Origin of the sequence: Lactonifactor longoviformis DSM 17459 (assembly GCF_900129135.1) — a bacterium.
GTDB lineage: Bacteria > Bacillota > Clostridia > Lachnospirales > Lachnospiraceae > Lactonifactor > Lactonifactor longoviformis.
In genome coordinates this window covers 87,962-108,823 of sequence record NZ_FQVI01000009.1, presented here as the reverse complement: position 1 = coordinate 108,823, position 20,862 = coordinate 87,962, and the positions used below count along the sequence as shown (strand labels likewise).

General features: G+C 44.2%; 13 protein-coding genes, 2 pseudogenes and 1 CRISPR repeat array. Of the genes and pseudogenes, 13 read left to right on the top strand and 2 right to left on the bottom strand.

Annotated elements, in window-relative coordinates; genetic code table 11:
- Positions 1-91 precede the first annotated feature (91 nt).
- The 6 genes and pseudogenes from ppdK (at position 92) to BUA56_RS10445 (ending at position 8,122) form a co-directional block, all read left to right on the top strand.
- Complete coding sequence (gene ppdK / locus BUA56_RS10470) at positions 92-2,713, top strand: pyruvate, phosphate dikinase (RefSeq protein WP_072851393.1); 2,622 nt, start codon at positions 92-94, stop codon at positions 2,711-2,713.
- Positions 2,714-2,820: 107 nt separating this feature from the next.
- Positions 2,821-3,798, top strand: a pseudogene (gene cas4, locus BUA56_RS10465) (CRISPR-associated protein Cas4); the annotation flags it as partial.
- Positions 3,795-4,851 (top strand): annotated as a pseudogene (gene cas1c, locus BUA56_RS10460) (type I-C CRISPR-associated endonuclease Cas1c). The pseudogenes cas4 and cas1c, both read left to right, overlap by 4 nt.
- On the top strand, positions 4,839-5,129 hold the full coding sequence (gene cas2, locus BUA56_RS10455; RefSeq protein WP_072851389.1) for a CRISPR-associated endonuclease Cas2: 291 nt from the start codon (positions 4,839-4,841) through the stop codon (positions 5,127-5,129). The pseudogene cas1c and the gene cas2 overlap by 13 nt, the downstream one beginning before the upstream one ends.
- 170 nt (positions 5,130-5,299) lie before the next feature.
- Positions 5,300-6,058: direct repeats of the CRISPR family, unit length 32 nt; unit sequence GTCACTCCCCATGCGGGAGTGTGGATTGAAAT.
- 550 nt (positions 6,059-6,608) lie between these two features.
- Positions 6,609-7,469: a DNA-3-methyladenine glycosylase family protein gene (locus BUA56_RS10450; protein WP_072851387.1), complete on the top strand. Its 861-nt coding sequence runs from the start codon at positions 6,609-6,611 to the stop codon at positions 7,467-7,469.
- Complete coding sequence (locus BUA56_RS10445; protein WP_072851385.1) at positions 7,466-8,122, top strand: peptidylprolyl isomerase; 657 nt, start codon at positions 7,466-7,468, stop codon at positions 8,120-8,122. The genes BUA56_RS10450 and BUA56_RS10445 overlap by 4 nt, the downstream gene beginning before the upstream one ends.
- Positions 8,123-8,315: 193 nt before the next feature.
- On the opposite strand, the gene BUA56_RS10440 is transcribed toward BUA56_RS10445, so the two are convergent.
- The gene (locus tag BUA56_RS10440) at positions 8,316-9,248 is read right to left on the bottom strand and encodes an AraC family transcriptional regulator (RefSeq protein WP_072851382.1); all 933 of its coding nucleotides are present in this window, start codon (positions 9,246-9,248) and stop codon (positions 8,316-8,318) included.
- Between the two features lie 290 nt (positions 9,249-9,538).
- Here BUA56_RS10440 and BUA56_RS23860 point away from each other — a divergent pair, with 290 nt between their 5' ends.
- The 6 genes from BUA56_RS23860 to BUA56_RS10415 are packed head-to-tail and all read left to right on the top strand — an operon-like array spanning position 9,539 to position 14,823.
- Complete coding sequence (locus tag BUA56_RS23860; protein WP_278320855.1) at positions 9,539-9,664, top strand: hypothetical protein; 126 nt, start codon at positions 9,539-9,541, stop codon at positions 9,662-9,664.
- Positions 9,657-11,078, top strand: a complete 1,422-nt coding sequence (locus BUA56_RS10435) for an MFS transporter (RefSeq protein ID WP_072851380.1) — start codon at positions 9,657-9,659, stop codon at positions 11,076-11,078. The genes BUA56_RS23860 and BUA56_RS10435 overlap by 8 nt, the downstream gene beginning before the upstream one ends.
- 41 nt (positions 11,079-11,119) lie before the next feature.
- Positions 11,120-12,172, top strand: coding sequence for an alcohol dehydrogenase catalytic domain-containing protein (locus tag BUA56_RS10430; RefSeq protein WP_072851378.1), 1,053 nt, complete (start codon positions 11,120-11,122; stop codon positions 12,170-12,172).
- Between the two features lie 25 nt (positions 12,173-12,197).
- On the top strand, positions 12,198-13,064 hold the full coding sequence (locus BUA56_RS10425) for a transketolase (protein ID WP_072851376.1): 867 nt from the start codon (positions 12,198-12,200) through the stop codon (positions 13,062-13,064).
- A gap of 1 nt (position 13,065) precedes the next feature.
- Positions 13,066-14,028 carry a transketolase family protein gene (locus tag BUA56_RS10420; protein ID WP_072851374.1) on the top strand — a complete coding sequence of 321 codons (963 nt, stop codon included), beginning with the start codon at positions 13,066-13,068 and terminating at the stop codon, positions 14,026-14,028.
- A gap of 12 nt (positions 14,029-14,040) precedes the next feature.
- On the top strand, positions 14,041-14,823 hold the full coding sequence (locus BUA56_RS10415; protein ID WP_072851372.1) for an SDR family oxidoreductase: 783 nt from the start codon (positions 14,041-14,043) through the stop codon (positions 14,821-14,823).
- 117 nt (positions 14,824-14,940) lie between these two features.
- Here BUA56_RS10415 and BUA56_RS10410 read toward each other — a convergent pair whose 3' ends face one another.
- The gene (locus tag BUA56_RS10410) at positions 14,941-17,184 is read right to left on the bottom strand and encodes a bifunctional diguanylate cyclase/phosphodiesterase (protein WP_072851370.1); all 2,244 of its coding nucleotides are present in this window, start codon (positions 17,182-17,184) and stop codon (positions 14,941-14,943) included.
- 247 nt (positions 17,185-17,431) lie between these two features.
- Between BUA56_RS10410 and carB the strand changes: the two genes are divergently transcribed.
- Positions 17,432-20,644 (top strand): carbamoyl-phosphate synthase large subunit, encoded by a 3,213-nt coding sequence (gene carB / locus BUA56_RS10405; protein ID WP_072851368.1) that lies wholly within the window; start codon positions 17,432-17,434, stop codon positions 20,642-20,644.
- The last annotated feature ends 218 nt before the right edge of the window (positions 20,645-20,862 follow it).

Here is a 20,862-nt window from a genome sequence, read left to right as displayed (position 1 = left end):
CGTAGACAAGGTAACTATTGAATATTTTTCGAATTCATGGCAGCGGAAAATATTCAAAAATTATACATTTACATTTAGGAGGAATTATCAAATGGCAAAATGGGTTTACTTATTTAAAGAAGGAAACGCAGATATGAGAAACCTTCTTGGCGGAAAAGGAGCTAACTTGGCAGAGATGACTAATTTAGGCCTTCCTATCCCTCAGGGTTTCACAGTTACAACAGAAGCTTGTACTGATTATTATGAAAGTGGTAAAATGATCACCGATGAAGTACAGGGCCAGATTTTCAAAGCTTTAGAAGAGCTTGAAAAAATGCAGGGTAAAAAATTCGGTGACACAGAAGATCCATTGTTAGTATCTGTACGTTCCGGAGCAAGAGCATCTATGCCTGGCATGATGGATACCATCTTAAACTTAGGGTTGAACGATGTTTCCGTAGAGGGCTTTGCTAAGAAAACAGGAAATCCAAGATTTGCATATGATTCCTACAGAAGATTTATTCAGATGTTCTCCGACGTTGTTATGGAGATGAGCAAATCATTCTTCGAAGGAATTTTAGACGAAGTAAAAGCTGAAAAAGGCGCAAAATTCGATACAGATTTAACAGCCGATGACTTAAAAGAAGTAATCGCTAAATATAAAGCAATTTATAAAGAAAAAATGGGAGATGAATTCCCGCAGGATCCCAAGGTTCAATTAATGGAAGCCGTAAAAGCAGTATTCCGTTCCTGGGACAACCCACGTGCCATTGTATACCGCCGTATGAATGATATCCCCGGCGACTGGGGTACTGCCGTTAATGTACAGGCAATGGTATTCGGCAACATGGGAGAAACCTCCGGTACAGGTGTTGCCTTCACACGTAACCCATCCACCGGCGCAAAGGGGATCTATGGTGAATACTTAATCAACGCACAGGGCGAAGATGTAGTTGCCGGTATCCGTACTCCTCAGCCAATCTCCAAATTACAGGAAGATATGCCGGAATGTTATGATGAATTTATGAAAATCGCTCATAAACTGGAAGATCACTATCGTGATATGCAGGATATGGAATTCACCATCCAGGAAGGCAAATTATACTTCTTACAGACACGTAACGGTAAGAGAACAGCTCCTGCTGCGATCCAGATCGCTTGTGACCTGGTAGACGAAGGAAAGATCACGAGAGAAGAAGCTGTCTGCAGAATTGACGCTAAATCTCTGGATCAGTTACTGCACCCAACTTTCAATGCAGACGCATTAAAAGCAGGCCAGGTAATCGGTTCCGCTCTTCCCGCATCTCCAGGTGCAGCAGCAGGTAAAGTATACTTTACAGCAGATGACGCTAAAAATGCAGCAGCAGCCGGCGAAAGAGTAGTCCTGGTTCGTCTTGAGACCTCACCGGAAGATATCGAGGGTATGCATGCAGCAGAGGGTATCTTAACAGTTCGCGGCGGTATGACATCTCATGCTGCGGTTGTGGCCCGTGGAATGGGAACAGCCTGCGTATCCGGATGCGGTGAAATCCAGATTGACGAAGAAGCAAAATACTTTGAGCTTGGCGGACAGAAAATCGTGGAAGGAGACTACATCTCTTTAGACGGATCCACAGGTAAAATTTATTTAGGCGATATTAAGACAGAGGAAGCTGCAATCAGCGGAAACTTTGACAGAATCATGAGATGGGCTGACAAGTTCAGAACATTAAAAGTAAGAGCAAATGCAGATACTCCTCTTGATACAAAGAATGCAATCAAATTAGGTGCTCAGGGAATCGGCCTCTGCCGTACAGAGCATATGTTCTTTGACGCTGAGAGAATTCCAAAGATCCGTAAAATGATCCTCTCTGATTCTGTAGAAGCAAGAGAAGCAGCCTTAAATGAACTGATTCCTTTCCAGAAAGCAGACTTCAAAGCAATGTATGAGGTTCTGGAAGGCAAGCCAATGACTGTTCGTTACCTGGATCCGCCTCTTCACGAGTTTGTACCTACAGATCCGGAAGATATCGCTGCATTAGCAAAGGATATGGGCTTAACTCCGGAAGAAGTAAAAGCAAAATGTGACGACCTCCATGAGTTCAACCCAATGATGGGACACAGAGGCTGCCGTCTTGCAGTAACCTATCCTGAAATCGCTAAGATGCAGACAAGGGCTGTAATGGAAGCAGCAATCGAAGTATCCAGAGAAAAAGGATTCAAGATTGTTCCGGAAATTATGATTCCGTTAGTTGGAGAAAAGAAAGAGTTAAAATTTGTAAAAGATGTAGTTGTTGAGACCGCTGAAAAAGTGAAGGATGAAAAAGGCTCTGATATCCAGTACCGCATCGGAACTATGATTGAGATTCCCCGGGCTGCTTTACTGGCCAATGAAATTGCGGAGGAAGCTGAATTCTTCTCCTTTGGAACCAACGACTTAACGCAGATGACCTTCGGTTTCTCCCGTGATGACGCCGGCAAATTCTTAGATGCTTACTACAAAGCTAAGATTTATGAGTCCGATCCATTTGCAAGATTAGATCAGAACGGTGTAGGACAGTTAGTAGAAATGGCTGCTAAGAAAGGCCGTTCTACAAAAGCAGGCATTAAGTTGGGAATCTGTGGTGAGCACGGCGGAGATCCAAGCTCCATCGAATTCTGCCATAAGATTGGTCTGAACTATGTATCTTGTTCACCATTCCGTGTGCCGATTGCTAGATTGGCAGCAGCTCAGGCGGCTTTGAACAATAAATAATTTACAATGTACAAAAAGAACGTTTATTTTCTAATAGGGGTAAACGTTCTTTTTTGTTTCAAAAGTACAGACATCAACAAATCCCACAAATTATTTCAAGAAAAATGTTTGCGAGAAGTGTGGATCCCATAATCAGCCAGGAGGTTACAATTACCCGTGTTGCCATCACCACTGAAAAGGACGCCGAAAACAAAAGTACGGAAATGGGACGCAAGAGTATTGTAACGTATGCTTTATATAGGGCTGAGGGCTATATATCTGCCAATCTAGCCAGAAAAGTTACAGGATTTTCGGAAGAAGATCTGGAATTTCTTTGGGAGGCAATTATAAATATGTTTGAGATCGATCACTCTGCAGCCAGAGGAAAAATGTCTGTAAGGGAACTGATTGTATTCAAGCACAGTAAGGTATTAGGAGACTGCCCTGCTTATAAATTATTTGATGCAGTTGAAGTGAACAGAAAAGATGGCGTTATTTATCCCAGAAAATACAGTGATTATGTCGTAAAGCTGAATGAAGAGCAGATACCCGGGACGGTAGAGGGAGAATTGCTCCATAAAAGAGCTCATGATACATATTCCCCGGAAAAAAGAAAGGATGTCATTATAAGCAGAGGAATGCCGGTCCACTCAAAGACTATGGGAGTGTCAGGAGTATGTGACATTGTAGAATTCAGAAAAAGTAAAGATGGCATCCAGCTCTTTGGCAAGGAGGGCTATTATCAGGTATATCCGGTAGAATATAAAAAGGGTAAGCCCAAAGATACGGAGATAGATATTCTGCAATTATCTGCTCAGACTATGTGTTTGGAGGAGATGTTTTCTACGGATATTATGGAAGGTGCCATCTTTTATGGTGAAGTGCGGCACAGAGAAATTGTTAAGATTGATGATGCGCTCAGGGAAAAAGTCAAAGACTCATTTTTGGAAATGCATCAATTAATTGAAAGGCGCTATACACCAAAAGTAAAATGGTCAAAATCCTGTAATGGCTGCTCATTAAAAGAAATTTGTATACCGCGTCTGGGAAAAACAGTATCTGTGAGCAGCTATATAAAGAGTGCGTTAGCGGAGGGCGAAGATTGAAAAAGCTTTTGAATACCTTGTATGTAACATCAGAAAGCAGCTATTTATCTTTAGATGGAGAAAATATAGTAATACTTGATCAAAATGCAGAGGTCGGGAGGATTCCATTACATAACCTGGAAGCAATCGTTTCTTTTGGATACAGAGGGGTTAGCCCTGCCCTTATGGGCGGATGTGCAGAGCGAAATATTTCCCTGTCATTTATGACTCCTCAGGGGAAGTTTCTTGCCAGAATATCAGGTGGTGTGAAAGACAATGTCACATTGAGAAAGAAACAATATGCTGTCTCTCAACTGCCAGGAGAAAGCTTGAAAGTTGCAAGAAATTGTATTTTGGGTAAAGTATATAATGCACGGTGGGTCTTAGAGAGAGCCGTGAGGGATCACAGTAAACAAATAGATGCTGTAAAGATGAAGCATGCAGCAGATAAAATGCAAAAGTCGCTTACCCTGATTCAAAAATGTGATAATATAAATCAGCTCAGAGGTTATGAAGGAGAGGCGGCCAGGACTTACTTTGGGGTTTTTGAACAATTGGTGCTGCAGCAGAAGAAAGATTTCATATTTCAGGGGAGGAATAAACGTCCTCCTCTGGACAACACGAATGCCTTGCTGTCATTTGTATATACCTTATTAACCGGAATGACTGCATCGGCTCTGGAAACCGTGGGATTAGATCCTTATGTTGGTTTTATACATACCGATAGACCCGGAAGAATCTCTCTGGCTTTGGATTTAATTGAAGAACTGCGACCTGTGCTGGCAGATCGGTTCGTCTTAACCCTGATTAATAAAAAGATAGTCAATGGAAAGGGATTTACAAAAAAAAGAAGATGGTGCGGTTGTGATGGATGATGCGACGAGAAAAATAGTGCTCACAGAATGGCAGAACAGGAAAAAGGATATAATTACCCATCCATATCTTGGTGAAAAGATAGAGTGGGGGATGGTACCGTTTACTCAGGCAATGCTGCTTGCCAGGTATTTGAGGGGAGACTTGGATGAATACCCACCATTTTTTGGAAGTAAGAGAGGTTTTATATGCTTGTCTTGATTACATATGATGTCAATACAGAAACAAATGCAGGTAAGGCTCGTTTAAGAAAGGTAGCAAAACAGTGCATGAATTACGGAACTCGTGGGCAAAATTCAGTGTTTGAATGTATTTTGGATAACACCCAATGTGTTACATTAAAAGCAATCCTATCAGAAATTATTGATGAAAATGTAGACAGCCTGCGGTTTTATTATCTGGGGAATAATTTTAAAAACAAGGTTGAACACATGGGTGTGGAGCGCGGAATTGATGTTGTTGATACATTAATATTTTAGTGCGAATGTAAAGTGAACATAAAAATCCCGGGGGATTCGCACCTCAAAAAGCAAGAGAATGTATTATAAAAGTAGACAAAATGAATGGCAGATGATATGCTGAGAAGATAAAAGTGTAGAAAATGTATATATGTTTTGTTGTGAATACTGATGTTTTGTGCACTTTTGCAGTCACTCCCCATGCGGGAGTGTGGATTGAAATCCTTACCTTGTCTTTATCTACCACGGGGGGCTGAGTCACTCCCCATGCGGGAGTGTGGATTGAAATTCCGATTCCCATTCTAATAACATACTTTAGCTCAGTCACTCCCCATGCGGGAGTGTGGATTGAAATTAAATTGTCCAAACTGTGGTTGTCCTGTTGGTAGTCACTCCCCATGCGGGAGTGTGGATTGAAATTTAAATAATCCTCGAAAGCTCTTTCTTCCTTTGGTCACTCCCCATGCGGGAGTGTGGATTGAAATGCTCCCCCACCCTTAAACCCAGGTAAAAGTTTAGTGTCACTCCCCATGCGGGAGTGTGGATTGAAATCTACCGGGTCTAGGGATATGCACACTCCCAGCCCAGTCACTCCCCATGCGGGAGTGTGGATTGAAATAGCTACCCACTTACGCACCGTTTCCGGCTGGCATGTCACTCCCCATGCGGGAGTGTGGATTGAAATCTTAACTGCCTCCGCCCATTTGACTAAAGCATCCAGTCACTCCCCATGCGGGAGTGTGGATTGAAATTTCTGTGCCCTGTATGATACGGAAATCTCCGGCTGTCACTCCCCATGCGGGAGTGTGGATTGAAATTCATCTATTTTATCCCCCTAAGAGGTGTAAGTTTGTCACTCCCCATGCGGGAGTGTGGATTGAAATATAAGGGACTTCTGGGATTTCTGTACCGTCTTATGTCACTCCCCATGCGGGAGCGTGGATTGAAATTGCATGGCAGGGGCTTTGGTAGGCCTCCCCATAACGTCGCTCCCCATGTGGGAGTGCCATTTGAGTACTTTTTATTACGCCTGACAAATGGAAATCGGCAATTTTCCTGCCAGTGTGTAGTGGTATGCTCCGTTTACTGCCGGCTTCTGGGCTGTAGACTTTACAGATGGCAATGCAACTCTACTACTTTTTTAACTGCTTTATCTGCTTGATAGGGTAATCAGAGAAACTAAGGGAGAGAGGGCTTGTACTTAATTCATATATCCTAGATACACTAATTTACAGTTGAAGATAAAACGATAAAATGATAACATAGACAAGTAATATTTTCTCTTTCAAAAAGAGAAGCTAGGATTTTGCACCTCTATAGTTGGAGAAGTGACTCGCCAAATGCAAGAGCAAAGGCAATTGCCGGCGAATAGGAGTGGGTATTCCTTATTGACCAAAGGTCAATCCGCGCATTTATAGAAGTTTAGTCTTACGGTGCAAAAGTGACGAATTTGGAGTGAAGCAAGAGAAACGGCAGTTATCTTTAGAAAAAGAGGAGACAATGATACATAAAAATATAAAAGACCTGGATCTGCAGCAGATTGCTCAATCGGGTCAATGCTTTCGTATGGAGAGACAGAACAGTAGTACATTTTCTATTATCGCCTACGGTGAGTATCTGGAGATCACCCAGCACGGGGAGGATTATACGCTATCCTGCTCTGAAAGGGAATTTCAGAAGCTGTGGAGGGAATATCTGGATTTGGATACGGATTACGGAGAAATAAAAAATTCTATAGATACGGAGGATTCGTACCTAATCAGCGCAGCGAACTATGGCTGGGGAATCCGTATATTAAAGCAGGATTTATGGGAGATGATAATTACATTTCTTATTTCTCAAAATAATAATATACCGAGAATCAGAAACAGTGTCCGGCGCCTCTGCGAAGCAGTTGGGGAAAAGAGAGACACAAAGCAGGGAAGTGCATATTTTACATTTCCTTCGCCGGAAGCAGTACTGGAGGCAGGCCCTGAAGTTTTAGGAAGCCTGGGGCTGGGTTACCGGGAAAAGTATATCTGCCGGATGGCTGAATCTGTGGTTGAAGGAAGTCTGGATCTGGAGAAGCTGAAAAAAGCAGATTATGAAAGCGCGCACAAAGAATTGATGCTGCAATATGGGATAGGCAGGAAAGTGGCAGACTGCATCTGCCTGTTTGGCCTATATCATGTAGAAGCCTTTCCGGTGGATACACATATAAAAAAGATATTGGATCTGCACTATCCCGAGGGTTTTCCCTACTTGCGGTACCAGGGGTATGCGGGGGTTTTGCAGCAGTATATGTTTTATTATGACCTGAATCAAGAGGGCAGAGAGAAAAAAGAGAATACCATAAGTTATAAGAGAGGTTGTACAGCATGAAAAAATTAATAACACTACTTGTAATGGCTGCCATGGCGGCTGCTTTCATAACCGGATGTGGAAAAACAGAGAATACAGAAGAAAATAAGACAGATACAGAGTCTGCCGGGACACAAGAGGAAGCAGACAAAGCAACTTCCGGTGAAGAGCAGCAGACAGGGACACATCATGTTAAAATTAACATAAAGGATTATGGAACCATATCTGCAGAACTGGAGGGGGACAGTGCGCCTATAACCGTGACTAATTTTATGAGGCTTGCGGGGGAGGGATTTTATAACGGACTGACATTCCACCGCATAATCAGCGGTTTTATGATTCAGGGTGGAGATCCTAACGGAAATGGCACCGGAGGGTCTGATGAGACCATAAAAGGTGAATTTTCAAATAATGGGGTGGACAATCCACTGTCACATACCCGTGGGGCGCTTTCAATGGCCCGTGCCAGGGAGATGGACAGTGCCAGCTCTCAGTTCTTTATTGTCCATCAGGACAGTCCTTCTCTGGACGGGGATTACGCTGTGTTTGGATATGTGACAGAAGGGATGGAAATTGTAGATAAGATCTGTGAAGATATCCGGACAGAAGATGCGAACGGAACAGTGGCTGCTGAGAACCAGCCGGTGATCGAGAGTATTGAGGTTATTGACTAGGATAAAATGATTTGGATTAAGACGTTATATGCTGCCAAATCCTTCCGTACGGGTCGCCCCTCATTTATGTCAGGGGAATGCGGGGTGACATTAAGTAAAAGAATATTTGAATAAAGTAAGCTGCAGGGACGATATGGGTTCATCTGATGAAGATGAGCCAATACCGTCCCTGTTGTTATGATCCGGAGGTGCTCTATGGCTGAGAGTCCAGATTCTGTGCAAGAAGCTTTTGCTGTTTGCACAGATACCGGTATTCAGAGATATTAATCCCTTCCGTCTCCTTAAAAAGACGGGACAGCGTGCTGGCAGAGCTAAAGCCTACGGCGTCAGCGATCTCGTCAACAGAATAATCTGTATCCAGGAGATAATTTTTGGCATAGCTGATTCGGTACTGGGTCAGGGTCTTGGAAAGACTTGCTCCAAAATATTCCTTAAACAGCCGGTTGGCGTGTCTGGGAGTCATGTAAAAATGATCTGCCAGATCTTTCAGTGCCAGATCCTTGTTCTGATAGTTAGCGTGCAGAAATTTAGTGAATGCAATAGGCAGCGTTGTGGCTTCTGCCTGGGAGGTTGTGTGGGTAGGAGGCATAAAGTTCCTGATGATAGACAGCAGAAAGGCAGTGTAGTGGGACTTCAGCATATAAAACCATCCCCACTCCTTTGTCACAGCCTCTTCTTCCATCCAGGGAAGGTATTTGGAACAGTTATAATTATCTTTACAGATTAAAAAGCTCTGCTTTTGAGCAAATTTAAAAAAAGTATCCATATGTATCGGTTCGAATTCCACGGTATAGTCATTTGAGTAGGGGGAGGTCCTGGGATAGATATTAAAAACTACGGTGATGTACACCTTTCGCTGTTCCGGCTTGTACAGCGTACCGTGCTTTACCCCGGGATTCAAAAATAAAAACTCTCCCGCTTTGACATTTTGCGGTGTCCCTTCCACCAGATTATCTAATTCCCCCTCCACAACATAATATACTTCAAATTCCTTTGGATGACTGTGGGGAAATTCCACCGTGTTTTCGTCATGACGGTCTACATAGCTGATACATAAATCATAGGAATTCAGAGAGACCGTGTTTGTGTTAGGATTGCAAAGCGGGTGTATAGGCTGATGGTACATGACAGATTCCCTCCTTTAAATAATGATAGCCAATAATGCCATATAGAAAAAGAATTCTGAAAAGAAAAACCTTTAGATATTATAACACAATAAGTAAAAAATGGAATCTGTTTTGTCGTAATTGATTTGATATTTTATCAACAATCTTATTCAAAAAGGACGAAATTGAATTTCTACGTGTCCTTTTGAAGAATGGTAAAAAGCGGTTGTGCAATATATACTAAATACAACAAAGATAAGCTGCAAAACAAGTTATATTACCGAACGCGCTGGAGGAGAAGGAAAAAATAGTGGTTAAAATAACGGGAAGAGCATGCGGCTTATGGAATATGTACCGGACAAAGGCAGTACAGGGCGCCCAAGTATCCGCTATCGTCCAGAAATCCAAATCAGACGGAGGAAATTTCTATGAGTAAAAACCTTAAGGACCCCGCTAACTGGGTGAAGACCAGTTCACAGTATGGTTACTACAAGTTGGAAAAAAGAGAAATACTGGGATATTCATCGGTAGACTTTGCAATGAATCTGGTGTTTCAGTGTATTGCCTTGTATATCAGCTATTTCTATACAGACATTTTCGGACTGAAAGCATCTCATGTTGCTATGCTGTTTGCGGTTTCCCGTCTCTGGGATGCCATCAATGATCCTATGATGGGAACTATATGTGAACGGCTGAATCCCAAAAAGGGTAAGTACTGGATATACATTATGTATGGGGCAATTCCTTTCGGTGTGGTAGCAGTGCTTACGTATACTACCCCGGGATTTGCGTATAACATGAAGCTTGTGTGGGCGGCTATTACATACAATCTCTTAAATATGCTGTATACCTTTATTATTCAGCCATATATATCCGCGGCCTCCCTCATGACAAACGATCAGGATGAGAGAACGAAGCTTCAGTCCACACGAATGATGTTCGCACAGTCCGGCGGTGTTCTCTGCGCCATTATGCTGCCAAATTTAAGCGGTTTCTTTACGAGATATATGACACTTGCTCAGGGATATATGGTAACAACTGTTATTATGGCGGTTATCATGGTAACAATTTTACTTTGGGCGTCCCATCAGATCGTTGAGAGGGTTCCGGCCCCGCCGATTGATCCTAATAACAAGGCAAATATTAAAGATGTATTTACCCTTTTATTTACGGTAGGACCTGTATTCCTTATGTTTGTCCTGTTTCTGGGTGTATATACCTTAAGTCAGGTACAGTCCACTATGGGTGCCTATTATATTAAATACTATGCCGGAAGAGAGGATATGCTTTCCTGGTTCTCTATGATGATGATGCTACCCTCTGTATTTGGCGTACCCTGCGTACCTTTCCTGACAAAGAAGATTAAGAAAAAAGGTACGGTTATGCTAGGGCTTGCTCTGGCAGCAGCCGGGTCTCTGCTTCTCTACTTAATGCCTCCGTCCGCGATTGCCGGAATGATGGCATCACGGGGAGTAACAGCATTTGGATATGGTATTTTAATGGGAATTTTGTGGTCTATCATTACTGACCCGGTAGAATATGCGGACTTAAAAACCGGGAAGAGATACACAGCCATTGTAATGACCTTAATTGGATTAGGAATAAAATTTGCGATGATTATCGGCGGTTCTCTGCCTACCGCAGTTCTGAGTGCTTCAGGCTATGTGGCAAATGAAGCTCAGACAGAGAGCACTCTTGCAGCTATCAGGAATCTTACATCCCTGCTTCCTCTTGCAGTGGTGGTAGTCACCATGGTTATCTTCGGAGCCTTCTATCACCTAAATGAAGAAAAGGTAGTTGAGATTCAGAAGCAGATAGCAGAAAGAAATGCAGCCAGAAAATCAGCATAATAAGTAAAAATAGATCAAAAAAAGGAAATGGAGGGATTGATTTGAAATCAATATCAGTAGTTAAAGTGGGAAGTTTAAGGGACCCGGACGAGAGTAAGAGAGGAAAAGTAGCTGTTCTGGACATTCCGGAACAGGAAGTAGGGCCGGAGGATGTAAAAATCAAAGTCGCATACTGTGCAATCTGCGGTTCGGATCCTCATCTGGTAGAGAATATCTTTGGATGGGACCCCCCCTTTGGTCTGGGGCATGAAGTATCCGGCGTTATCGTAGAGCTGGGGGAAAAAGCAACCCAGAAAGGTTTAAAAGTGGGGGATAGGGTTGCCGGCAATTTTCTCAGATTCTGCGGTACCTGCTATTACTGCCAGAACGGACAGCAGCAGTTCTGTGAGCACGCAGATGAGTATAACCGCCCGGGAATGAGTGAATATATTGTCTGGCATGAATCTCAGGTATATAAACTTCCTGACGATGTAAGCCTTGAGGAAGGATGCCTGCTGGAGCCAATTTCCATTGCCGTTCGTCTGATGGATAAGGTAAGTCCCAGATATGGGGAGAGAATCGCTATATCCGGGGGAGGCCCTATCGGACTTCTGGCACTGCAGTCATTAAAAATGTATGGGGCTACCAGTTTGACCTTGATAGAGCCTATCCCTGAGCGAAGAGAGCTGGCTTTGAAATATGGAGCGGAATATGTGGTTGACCCTGTGAACTCCAGCACAGTGGAAGAGGCAATGAAAATTACAGACGGAAGAGGCTTTGACACAGTTATCGACTGCTCCGGTTCTGTAAGAGCGGTATACGATTTGCCGAAGATTACGGCAAAAGGCGGAAAACTGATTTACGGTGCTATGTATCCAAATGATTTTGAGATGCCATTTAATCTGTATAAATACTGCTATTTTAATGAATTGACAGTAACCGGTTTTTATGTGGCGCCCTACACCTTCCCCAGGGCAGTGCAGGTCTTATCCAAATATGATCTTTCTGATTTTACCAGCAAGATTTTCTCAATCGATGAGGCAGAAGAGGCATTCAGGGCCCAGGTATCCGGGAAGTATCCGAAAATATTAATCAAATGCAGCGAGGACATATAAAGAAGGTCTGGAAAGGAGTTATCAAATGAGTACAGTAGAAATGAAACGTGTAATTGAATTAGAGGATAAGTGTCTAAAAATCAGAAAGGATCTTTTGAACTTTATCTACCGCATAGGAATGGGGCATCTGGGAGGGGAATTATCCATCGTTGAGATGGCAGTCGCCCTGTACTATGAATACATGAATTATGATCCGGCGGATCCGAAGATGGAAGACAGAGATCGCTTTGTATTGAGCAAGGGGCACTGCAGCGAGACATTATATACGATTTTCCAGGATATGGGGATGTATACAATGGACTACATGGTAGAGCATTTCGAAACCTTGGATACAGCAAAATTCGGTATGCATTCGAACAGAAAATATGTGCCTGCCATAGAAGTATCCGCGGGCTCACTGGGGCATGGGCTTCCCGTTGCAGTGGGCATGGCACTGGGAGCACGAGCAAAAAAAGCACCCTGGAGAACCATTGTTATGGTAGGAGACGGTGAGATGGACGAGGGTACCAACTGGGAGGCAATTATGGCAGCGGGCCATTACCAGCTGGGAAATCTGGTTGCTATCGTGGATAAGAATCAGGTACAGATGACAGGTCCTACAGCCAATGTTATGAACCTGGACCCATTGGATAAAAAATTAGAGGCCTTTGGCTGGGAGGTCATCAATGTGGAGGACGGCAATGATATGCTTCAGGTATGTGAAGCGCTGGAGAAGCTTCCGAAGGCGGATCCGGTTACTCCAAGGAAACCTATTTTTATTATATCCAATACCGTAAAAGGCAAAGGCGTTGACTTTATGGAAGGCAATTATAAATGGCACGGAGGCGGAATCGCAAAAGAACAGTTGGAAGAAGCACTTGCTGATGTAGAAAAGAATAGGAAGGTGAGATAGTATGGCAGTACAAACAACTTTTGATTTTGACCAGATGTTATCCAATGCAAGAGAGGCATATGGAGAAGAATTAATGAAACTTGCAGATGAAGGAAGAGAATTCCTCTTTACATACAGTGATAATGTTGCGCCATCCTCCAGTGCAGGAAAAATGGTTGCAAAGTATCCGGACAGATGCTTTAACTTTGGGATTGCAGAACCAAACCAGGTAGGCGCCTCCGCAGGCATGGCCCTGGCAGGACACGTTGTATTTGCTCAGGTGTTTGGCCCCTTCCTTCCGCTGCGTGCAGCAGACCAAATCCATACAGATATTGCGTACAATGATGTGAATGTACGTCTGATAGGAACCCATTCAGGTGTTACCGCAGGGGGAGGCCCCACCCATAATGACATTGCAGATCTGGCTTTATACCGTGCCATCCCTAACCTTACAGTGGTAGTTCCTGCTGACGCGGACCAGTGCAGGAAGGTTATCAGGAAGTCTATGGACCATGAAGGTCCTATGATTATCCGGATAGACAGGGCAGGTTCACCTAATATTTATGCGGAAGACTACGAATATGAGATCGGCAAAGCCATTGATGTGCTGGAAGGCAGGGACGCCGCAATTATTTCCACCGGTTCAAGTATCTATGAATCCATGATGGCGGCTAAGCTTTTAGGTGAGGAAGGACTCAGTGTAGGTGTCCTGGATATGCACACGATTAAGCCGCTTGATATAGAAGCGATCTTAAGAGTTGCCAATACTACCGGAAACGTTGTGACAGTGGAGGATCACTCCATCAACGGCGGTCTGGGCGGAGCAGTTGCCGAGATTCTGTGCGAGGCCGGATACAGAGGAAAATTCAAACGGATTGGAATGCCGGATCAATTCTCTGTTCTGGGAGATCCCGACGAGATTTATAAATACTATGGCATGGACCGGGCAAGTATCGCTAAGACAATCAGAACCATGCTGGGATAGGAGGCAAGACGAATGACGGATTTTGGAAATTTTACCCTGGACTTTTTTAGTCTGAAGGGAAAGGTAGCAATCATCACAGGAGCCAATCAGGGACTTGGAATGGCATATGCGGCAGCTTTTGCAAAGGCCGGGGCAGATCTTTTTATTCCACACTTTACACCAGACACTGCAGAGGTAAAGCAGTTGGTAGAGGCAGAAGGCAGACGGGTAGAATTCCTTCAGGGTGATCTTACCAAAAAGGACTACATTCAGCAGGTGGTAGACACCTGTGTGGAGAAGTACGGAAGAATCGATATCTTGGTGAACAATGCAGGCGCCAGTGCTTTTGCCCCATTTGATGAGTACCCTGACAAATACTGGGATATGTGCATCAATCTGGATCTGAACGCGGTATATTTCCTGTCTCATGCAGTTTCTAAAATCATGAAGCAGCAGGGCGGAGGCAAGATTATAAACATAGGTTCCGCACTGTCTTATACCGCTGATAAGCACTGCCCTCCATACACAGCAGCAAAACACGGTGTCATCGGATTGACCAGAGTGTTTGCCAATGAGCTGGGAGAATTTAATATACAGACAAATGCGATTTCGCCTGGATTTCTGGCCACTGAAGTAAATGCAGAGCTTCGCAAAGACCCTGCCTTTTACAATAAGATTACTAACCGGATTCCGGCAGGACGCTGGGGTGAGATGGAAGATCTCATGGGGACCATAATTTATCTGGCCAGCAGGGCATCTGACTATGTAAACGGCTGGAGCATCAGCGTTGACGGCGGTTTTACGACGACCTTATAATCCTTTCCTCCTATAGTGTATACCCAGGGGGCCCCCAATTAAACTCCTGGGTACAAAGTAAGAAAAACGGCATAAAGCATGCCGTTTTTCTGTGTGTAAAGAAATTAAGAGATGCCGCTATCTGGCGCAGAAAGCCTCAAATTCCTTTGGCGGCAGGGGTTTGGAGAAAATATATCCCTGTACCAGATCACAGCCTATCTCTCTAAGATAATCCAGCTGCTCCTGCTCTTCAATTCCTTCGGCCACTGTGCGTACATTCAGTTTCTTTGCAAGCTCAATTAAGCAAGCAATCACGTCTCTTGATTTCTCTTTAGAGATGTCGAGGAAAAACTGGCGATCCAGTTTTATAGTGTCTACATCAAATTCTTTTAATAAGCCCAGAGAGGAGAAGCCGGATCCAAAATCGTCCAGAGAACATAGAAAGCCCAGAGCATGCATTTTTTGAATACTTATTTTCACAACCTCAATCTGCTGAGGATCAAATAGAATTGACTCTGTCAGCTCAAATTCAATGGTATTTGGAGGAATATGGTATCTTTCGGCAATCTCAGAAAATGCTTTCAGAAACTCTGGATTTTTAAAATGCTGCCGGGACAGATTGACAGATATGGGGATCCAGGGCTGCCCCTTTTGATTCCATTGTTCCAGCAGCCTGCATACTTCCTCGAACATATAGAGATCCAAATGACAGATTTTTCCGTTGTGTTCAAAAATAGGAATAAAATCAGATGGAAAGATAATTCCTTTTTGAGGATGTATCCAACGGACCAGAGCTTCTGCTCCGGCAATACCGCCATCAAGCAGTCTGACTTTGGGCTGCAGGTATACCTTAAAATCGTGATTCTTCAGTGAATGTTCGAACAAGTCGTTGAGCTCCTGCTCTGTCTGCAGCTGCTTTGTAAAATCAGCATCATAGAAGGCACATGCCGGATGAGTCCCGGAGTCCTGGTTCTGATAAGCTGTTCTTGTGCGATCCTGGATAATTGTGAGTTCCAGGGTGGGATCATCTACCAGATAGGCACCTTGCAGAATCATAAGATAGTAAGGCGTCTCCCTGGTTTCGTTAAAAGAATTAATATCATGGATTATGGCATCAAGTCTGAACTGAATGGTCTGCTTCTCCATCTCTTTGATACACAAAAAGAAATTGTCTGCCTCATTGCGGGCGGCAAACTCTCCGGATTCCATATGGCGAAGCAGAATCCTGTAGATGTAGCGCAGGGTATCATTCCCTGCCGAAGTGCCATAATTTTCGTTTATAAGCTTAAAACCCTTTACGTTGAGCATGATAACAGTATAAGTAAGAGGGGGTGCTGCTTTAACAAGTTCCTCATACTGAAGCTGAAAGGCAGAATAATTCATACCGCCGGTAACCGGATCAGAAAATGCAAGCTGCTCCAGATACCTCCTGTGGTAGCTGTAAAAGCGGAGTATAGAAACCAGGAACAGAATAAAAACAGCCGCAATGCCTCCGATAATAAGGAACGTCTTTACGGTGTAAACGTCAGCCCCATGGGAGATCAAGTCCGCAGGGATTAAAGTCAAAAGTACCCATTGATTCACATTGAGAGGGTGATAGGACATAATCAGCTCATCTCCGTTTACTGCTGTAAAAGGGAATACCCCACCCCGATTCGCCTTCATATCATCCATCATTTTAAGAATTTCATTTTCAGTATTCCGGTCTTTTCCGCTTTTAAATATATCGTTTAATTGCAGAAACGGTTTTAATTCTGTGGGAGAGACTACGACTTCCCCGCTGTTATCAACGATACAGGTCAGGCTTTCTCCTGAAAAGGCCTTGGGCTGAATCAGAGACTGAATGCTTTCCTTTTTGCGGATTCCTGTTAGAACACCGGTAATCTCACTGCCGGAATAAACCGGAGTGGAGTAGAGAAGGCTCTGTCCTTCTATGTAGGTTACCTCAGAATTCCCCTGAAGAGAACCCTGGACACTGGGCAGATTCCAAAGGTCCCGGGCGTCAGATACAGAAGGAATTGCGTTTCCTTGCGCATCTAAAAAAATAATCGTATCAAAGTCCAGAATCTCGGCCTTTCTGTTAAGAAATTCCTTCAGCGCCGCTGTGTCTGTACGGTAATCGATTTTGGATATGGAGTCTGCAAGCAGAATCATATACTGCTGATTGCTCTCCAGGCGTGCTGCAATATCATCTGCCAGCTGGCAGGTGACATCTTCTGCATAATTTTCTGTACTGTAGTTGATCACGGACCGCAGATTCGAAGTATTCCAAAGTGTTAAAACAATAATGATAATTAAAATAACAGAGAGAATACTGAGCTGCAATCCTGTGGTAATAACTGGCCTGCGGCGGTGGGATAAACTCATCTGTGTTTTGTGCATTTTTATATATCTCCAGTTTACGAAAACTATTTTGTTTGAATTAGAGAAATTGTATCTGTTTTCTATATATTTTATAACTTTGTTTCAAGGAAAGCAAGAGACTATCTGCATATCTATACATATAGTACGAAAAAATACTTTCTGTGACAGATATAATCTACAGCAACTTTCATTCCCTTTGATTGCGTTAATAAACATCTCATGGTAAACTACTATTATCTAGAGAGAAAAGGAGATACACTACTTTATGAAAAGAGAAGATATTCACAAAGTACTGATAATCGGTTCCGGACCAATTATCATCGGACAGGCCTGTGAGTTTGACTACTCAGGAACTCAGGCCTGTAAGGCATTAAAAAATCTGGGTTATGAAATTGTACTGGTCAATTCCAATCCCGCGACCATTATGACAGACCCGGAGACTGCTGACGTAACTTATATCGAACCTCTGAATGTAAAAAGGCTGACTCAAATTATCGAGAAGGAGCGCCCCGACGCACTTCTTCCCAATCTGGGAGGACAATCTGGGCTGAACCTTTGTTCCGAGCTGGCAGCTGCAGGTGTATTGGAGAAATATAATGTAAAGGTAATTGGCGTACAGGTAGACGCTATTGAACGAGGAGAAGACAGAATCGAATTCAAGAAAACCATGGCTGGCCTGGGCATCGAGATGGCCAGAAGCGAGGTGGCTTATTCTGTGGAGGAAGCTCTGTCCATTGCAGAGAAATTGGGGTATCCGGTTGTTCTGCGCCCCGCCTATACCATGGGAGGTGCAGGGGGAGGCCTTGTATATAATGTGGAAGAGCTTAAAACTGTATGTGCCAGGGGCCTTCAGGCCAGCATGGTAGGACAGGTGCTGGTAGAAGAATCTATACTGGGCTGGGAAGAGCTTGAGCTGGAAGTGGTAAGAGATGCTAAGAACAATATGATAACCGTATGTTTCATTGAAAACATTGATCCTCTGGGGGTTCACACAGGAGATTCCTTCTGCTCAGCTCCTATGCTTACCATATCTCAGGAGGTTCAGGACCGCCTTCAGGAGCAGGCATACAAGATTGTGGAGGCAATTGAGGTAATCGGCGGTACAAATGTACAATTTGCCCATGATCCGGTCTCAGATCGTATTATTGTGATAGAAATCAATCCGAGAACCTCCCGCTCCTCGGCATTAGCCTCCAAGGCCACCGGGTTTCCAATTGCACTTGTCTCAGCTATGCTCGCCAGCGGACTGACTCTGGATGAAATACCATGCGGCAAATATGGTACTTTGGACAGATATGTTCCCGGCGGTGACTATATTGTGATTAAGTTCGCCCGCTGGGCCTTTGAAAAGTTTAAAGGCGCTGAGGATAAGCTCGGCACACAGATGCGTGCAGTGGGGGAAGTCATGAGTATTGGAAAAACCTATAAAGAGGCCTTTCAGAAAGCCATCCGTAGTCTGGAAATCGGAAGAGCCGGATTGGGAGGAGCCAGGGATTTTGCTGCAAAAAGTAAAAAGGAGCTTCTGAAAATGCTGGCGACACCAAGCAGTGAGCGCCACTTCATTATGTATGAGGCATTACGAAAAGGTGCGACTGTAGAGGAAATCTTTGAGCTTACCCAGGTAAAGCGGTATTTTATTGATCAGATGAAGGAATTGGTAGAGGAGGAAGAGGCGTTAAAGGCAGAGAAAGGAAGGATTCCTGCTAATGATGTGCTTCGTCAGGCAAAGCTTGACGGATTTTCTGACAAGTATCTGGGCCAGATTCTGGAAATTCCGGAGGAGCAGATTCGTACAGCCCGCACTGAGGCTGGCATTGTGGAAGCGTGGGAAGGAGTGCATGTCAGCGGGACCAAGGACGCTGCGTATTACTATTCCAGCTACCATATCAAAGATGAGAGTCCTGTGAATACAGACAGGCCCAAGATTATGATTCTGGGCGGGGGTCCCAACCGAATCGGACAGGGTATTGAATTTGACTACTGCTGTGTGCATGCGGCTATAGCATTAAAGGAGCTGGGATTCGAGACAATCATTGTTAACTGTAATCCGGAGACTGTTTCTACGGATTACGATACCTCAGACAAATTATATTTCGAGCCGCTGACCCTGGAAGATGTGCTCAGTATTCATGAGAAAGAAAAACCGGTGGGAGTCATTGCGCAGTTTGGCGGGCAGACCCCTCTGAATCTTGCGGAAGATCTAAAAAAGGCCGGGGTAAATATTCTGGGTACTACTCCTGAGACTATTAATATGGCAGAGGACAGAGACCTGTTCCGGGCCATGATGGATAAGCTGAATATCCCCATGCCTGAAGCGGGGATGGCGGTTGACGTGGAAGAGGCGCTTGCCATTGCTGAGAAGATCGGATATCCGGTTATGGTACGTCCATCCTTTGTCTTGGGCGGACGCGGGATGGAAGTGGTTCACGACGCAGAGGCATTGACTTATTACATGAAGGCAGCGGTAGGAGTAACACCGGACCGTCCTATTCTGATTGACCGTTTCCTCCACCATGCCACAGAGTGTGAGGCGGATGCCATAAGCGACGGTACAGATGTCTTTGTTCCCGCTGTTATGGAGCATATTGAGCTTGCCGGGATTCATTCCGGGGACTCTGCCTGCATCCTTCCTTCCAAAAATCTGACCCCGGAACAGGTGGCAACGATCAAGGAATATACCAGAAAAATTGCTGTAGAGATGAATGTTGTCGGACTTATGAATATGCAGTATGCTATTGAGGACGGTGTGGTCTATGTGCTGGAGGCCAATCCAAGAGCATCCAGAACCGTACCCCTGGTATCAAAGGTCTGCAACATAAAGATGGTGAAACTGGCCACGGATATTATGACTTCACACCTTACCGGCAGAAAGTCTCCGGTTCCGGAACTGAAAGAAAAAACCTTCTCCCATTATGGGGTGAAAGAGGCCGTATTCCCATTTAATATGTTCCAGGAAGTAGACCCTCTTTTAGGGCCGGAGATGCGTTCCACCGGGGAGGTCTTGGGAATGGCTGAGAATTTCGGGGAAGCGTTTTTCAAAGCGCAGGAAGCTACTAAGACAGAGCTGCCTCTGGAGGGAACTGTGCTTATCAGTGTCAGCGACAGGGATAAGCCTGAGGTGGCAGAGGTGGCCCGTGGACTGCATGAACTGGGATTCAGACTTATGGCCACAGGCAGAACGCAGGAATTGATCGCAGACGCGGGAATTCCGGTTAAGAAAATTGCTAAAATAAATGAGGGAAGACCTAATATACTGGATGAGATGACAAACCAGAAGATTTCTATGGTAGTGAACACTCCAGTGGGCAAGAAGGGAGCTGTGGATGACAGTTACATCCGAAAGGCGGCTATCAAGTATAAGATTCCGTATGTGACAACCATGGCTGAAGCCAAGGCGACGGTGGAGGGAATCAGAGCGGCAAAAGCCGGGAAATTCTCGGTTCAGTCACTTCAGGAATTCCACAAAAATATAAGATAAACAGATTTCCGGTAGAGAATGAGGGCTTGCGCCTTTTCTTTACCGGATTTTTATATTTCAGGGATTGTAATAAATGGGAATACTCGTTATAATAGAACTACTACTCATAAGTGGCTTCATCTGATGGAATAGGGTGCAGGACAGAAACTTTCAGTTTCCCATGTGCCTATTTTTTTGACCGCTTTTGAGAGTTTCTGTGAGAAAAGAAGGGAGGAAGA

Coding starts and splice junctions, on each gene's coding strand:
- ppdK (WP_072851393.1), top strand. CDS start 92: ATGGCAAAATGGGTTTACTTATTTAAAGAAGGAAACGCAGATATGAGA.
- BUA56_RS10440 (WP_072851382.1), bottom strand. CDS start 9,248: ATGTACCATCAGCCTATACACCCGCTTTGCAATCCTAACACAAACACG.
- BUA56_RS10435 (WP_072851380.1), top strand. CDS start 9,657: ATGAGTAAAAACCTTAAGGACCCCGCTAACTGGGTGAAGACCAGTTCA.
- carB (WP_072851368.1), top strand. CDS start 17,432: ATGAAAAGAGAAGATATTCACAAAGTACTGATAATCGGTTCCGGACCA.
- BUA56_RS10420 (WP_072851374.1), top strand. CDS start 13,066: ATGGCAGTACAAACAACTTTTGATTTTGACCAGATGTTATCCAATGCA.
- BUA56_RS10450 (WP_072851387.1), top strand. CDS start 6,609: ATGATACATAAAAATATAAAAGACCTGGATCTGCAGCAGATTGCTCAA.
- BUA56_RS10410 (WP_072851370.1), bottom strand. CDS start 17,184: ATGCACAAAACACAGATGAGTTTATCCCACCGCCGCAGGCCAGTTATT.
- BUA56_RS10445 (WP_072851385.1), top strand. CDS start 7,466: ATGAAAAAATTAATAACACTACTTGTAATGGCTGCCATGGCGGCTGCT.
- cas2 (WP_072851389.1), top strand. CDS start 4,839: ATGCTTGTCTTGATTACATATGATGTCAATACAGAAACAAATGCAGGT.
- BUA56_RS10415 (WP_072851372.1), top strand. CDS start 14,041: ATGACGGATTTTGGAAATTTTACCCTGGACTTTTTTAGTCTGAAGGGA.
- BUA56_RS10425 (WP_072851376.1), top strand. CDS start 12,198: ATGAGTACAGTAGAAATGAAACGTGTAATTGAATTAGAGGATAAGTGT.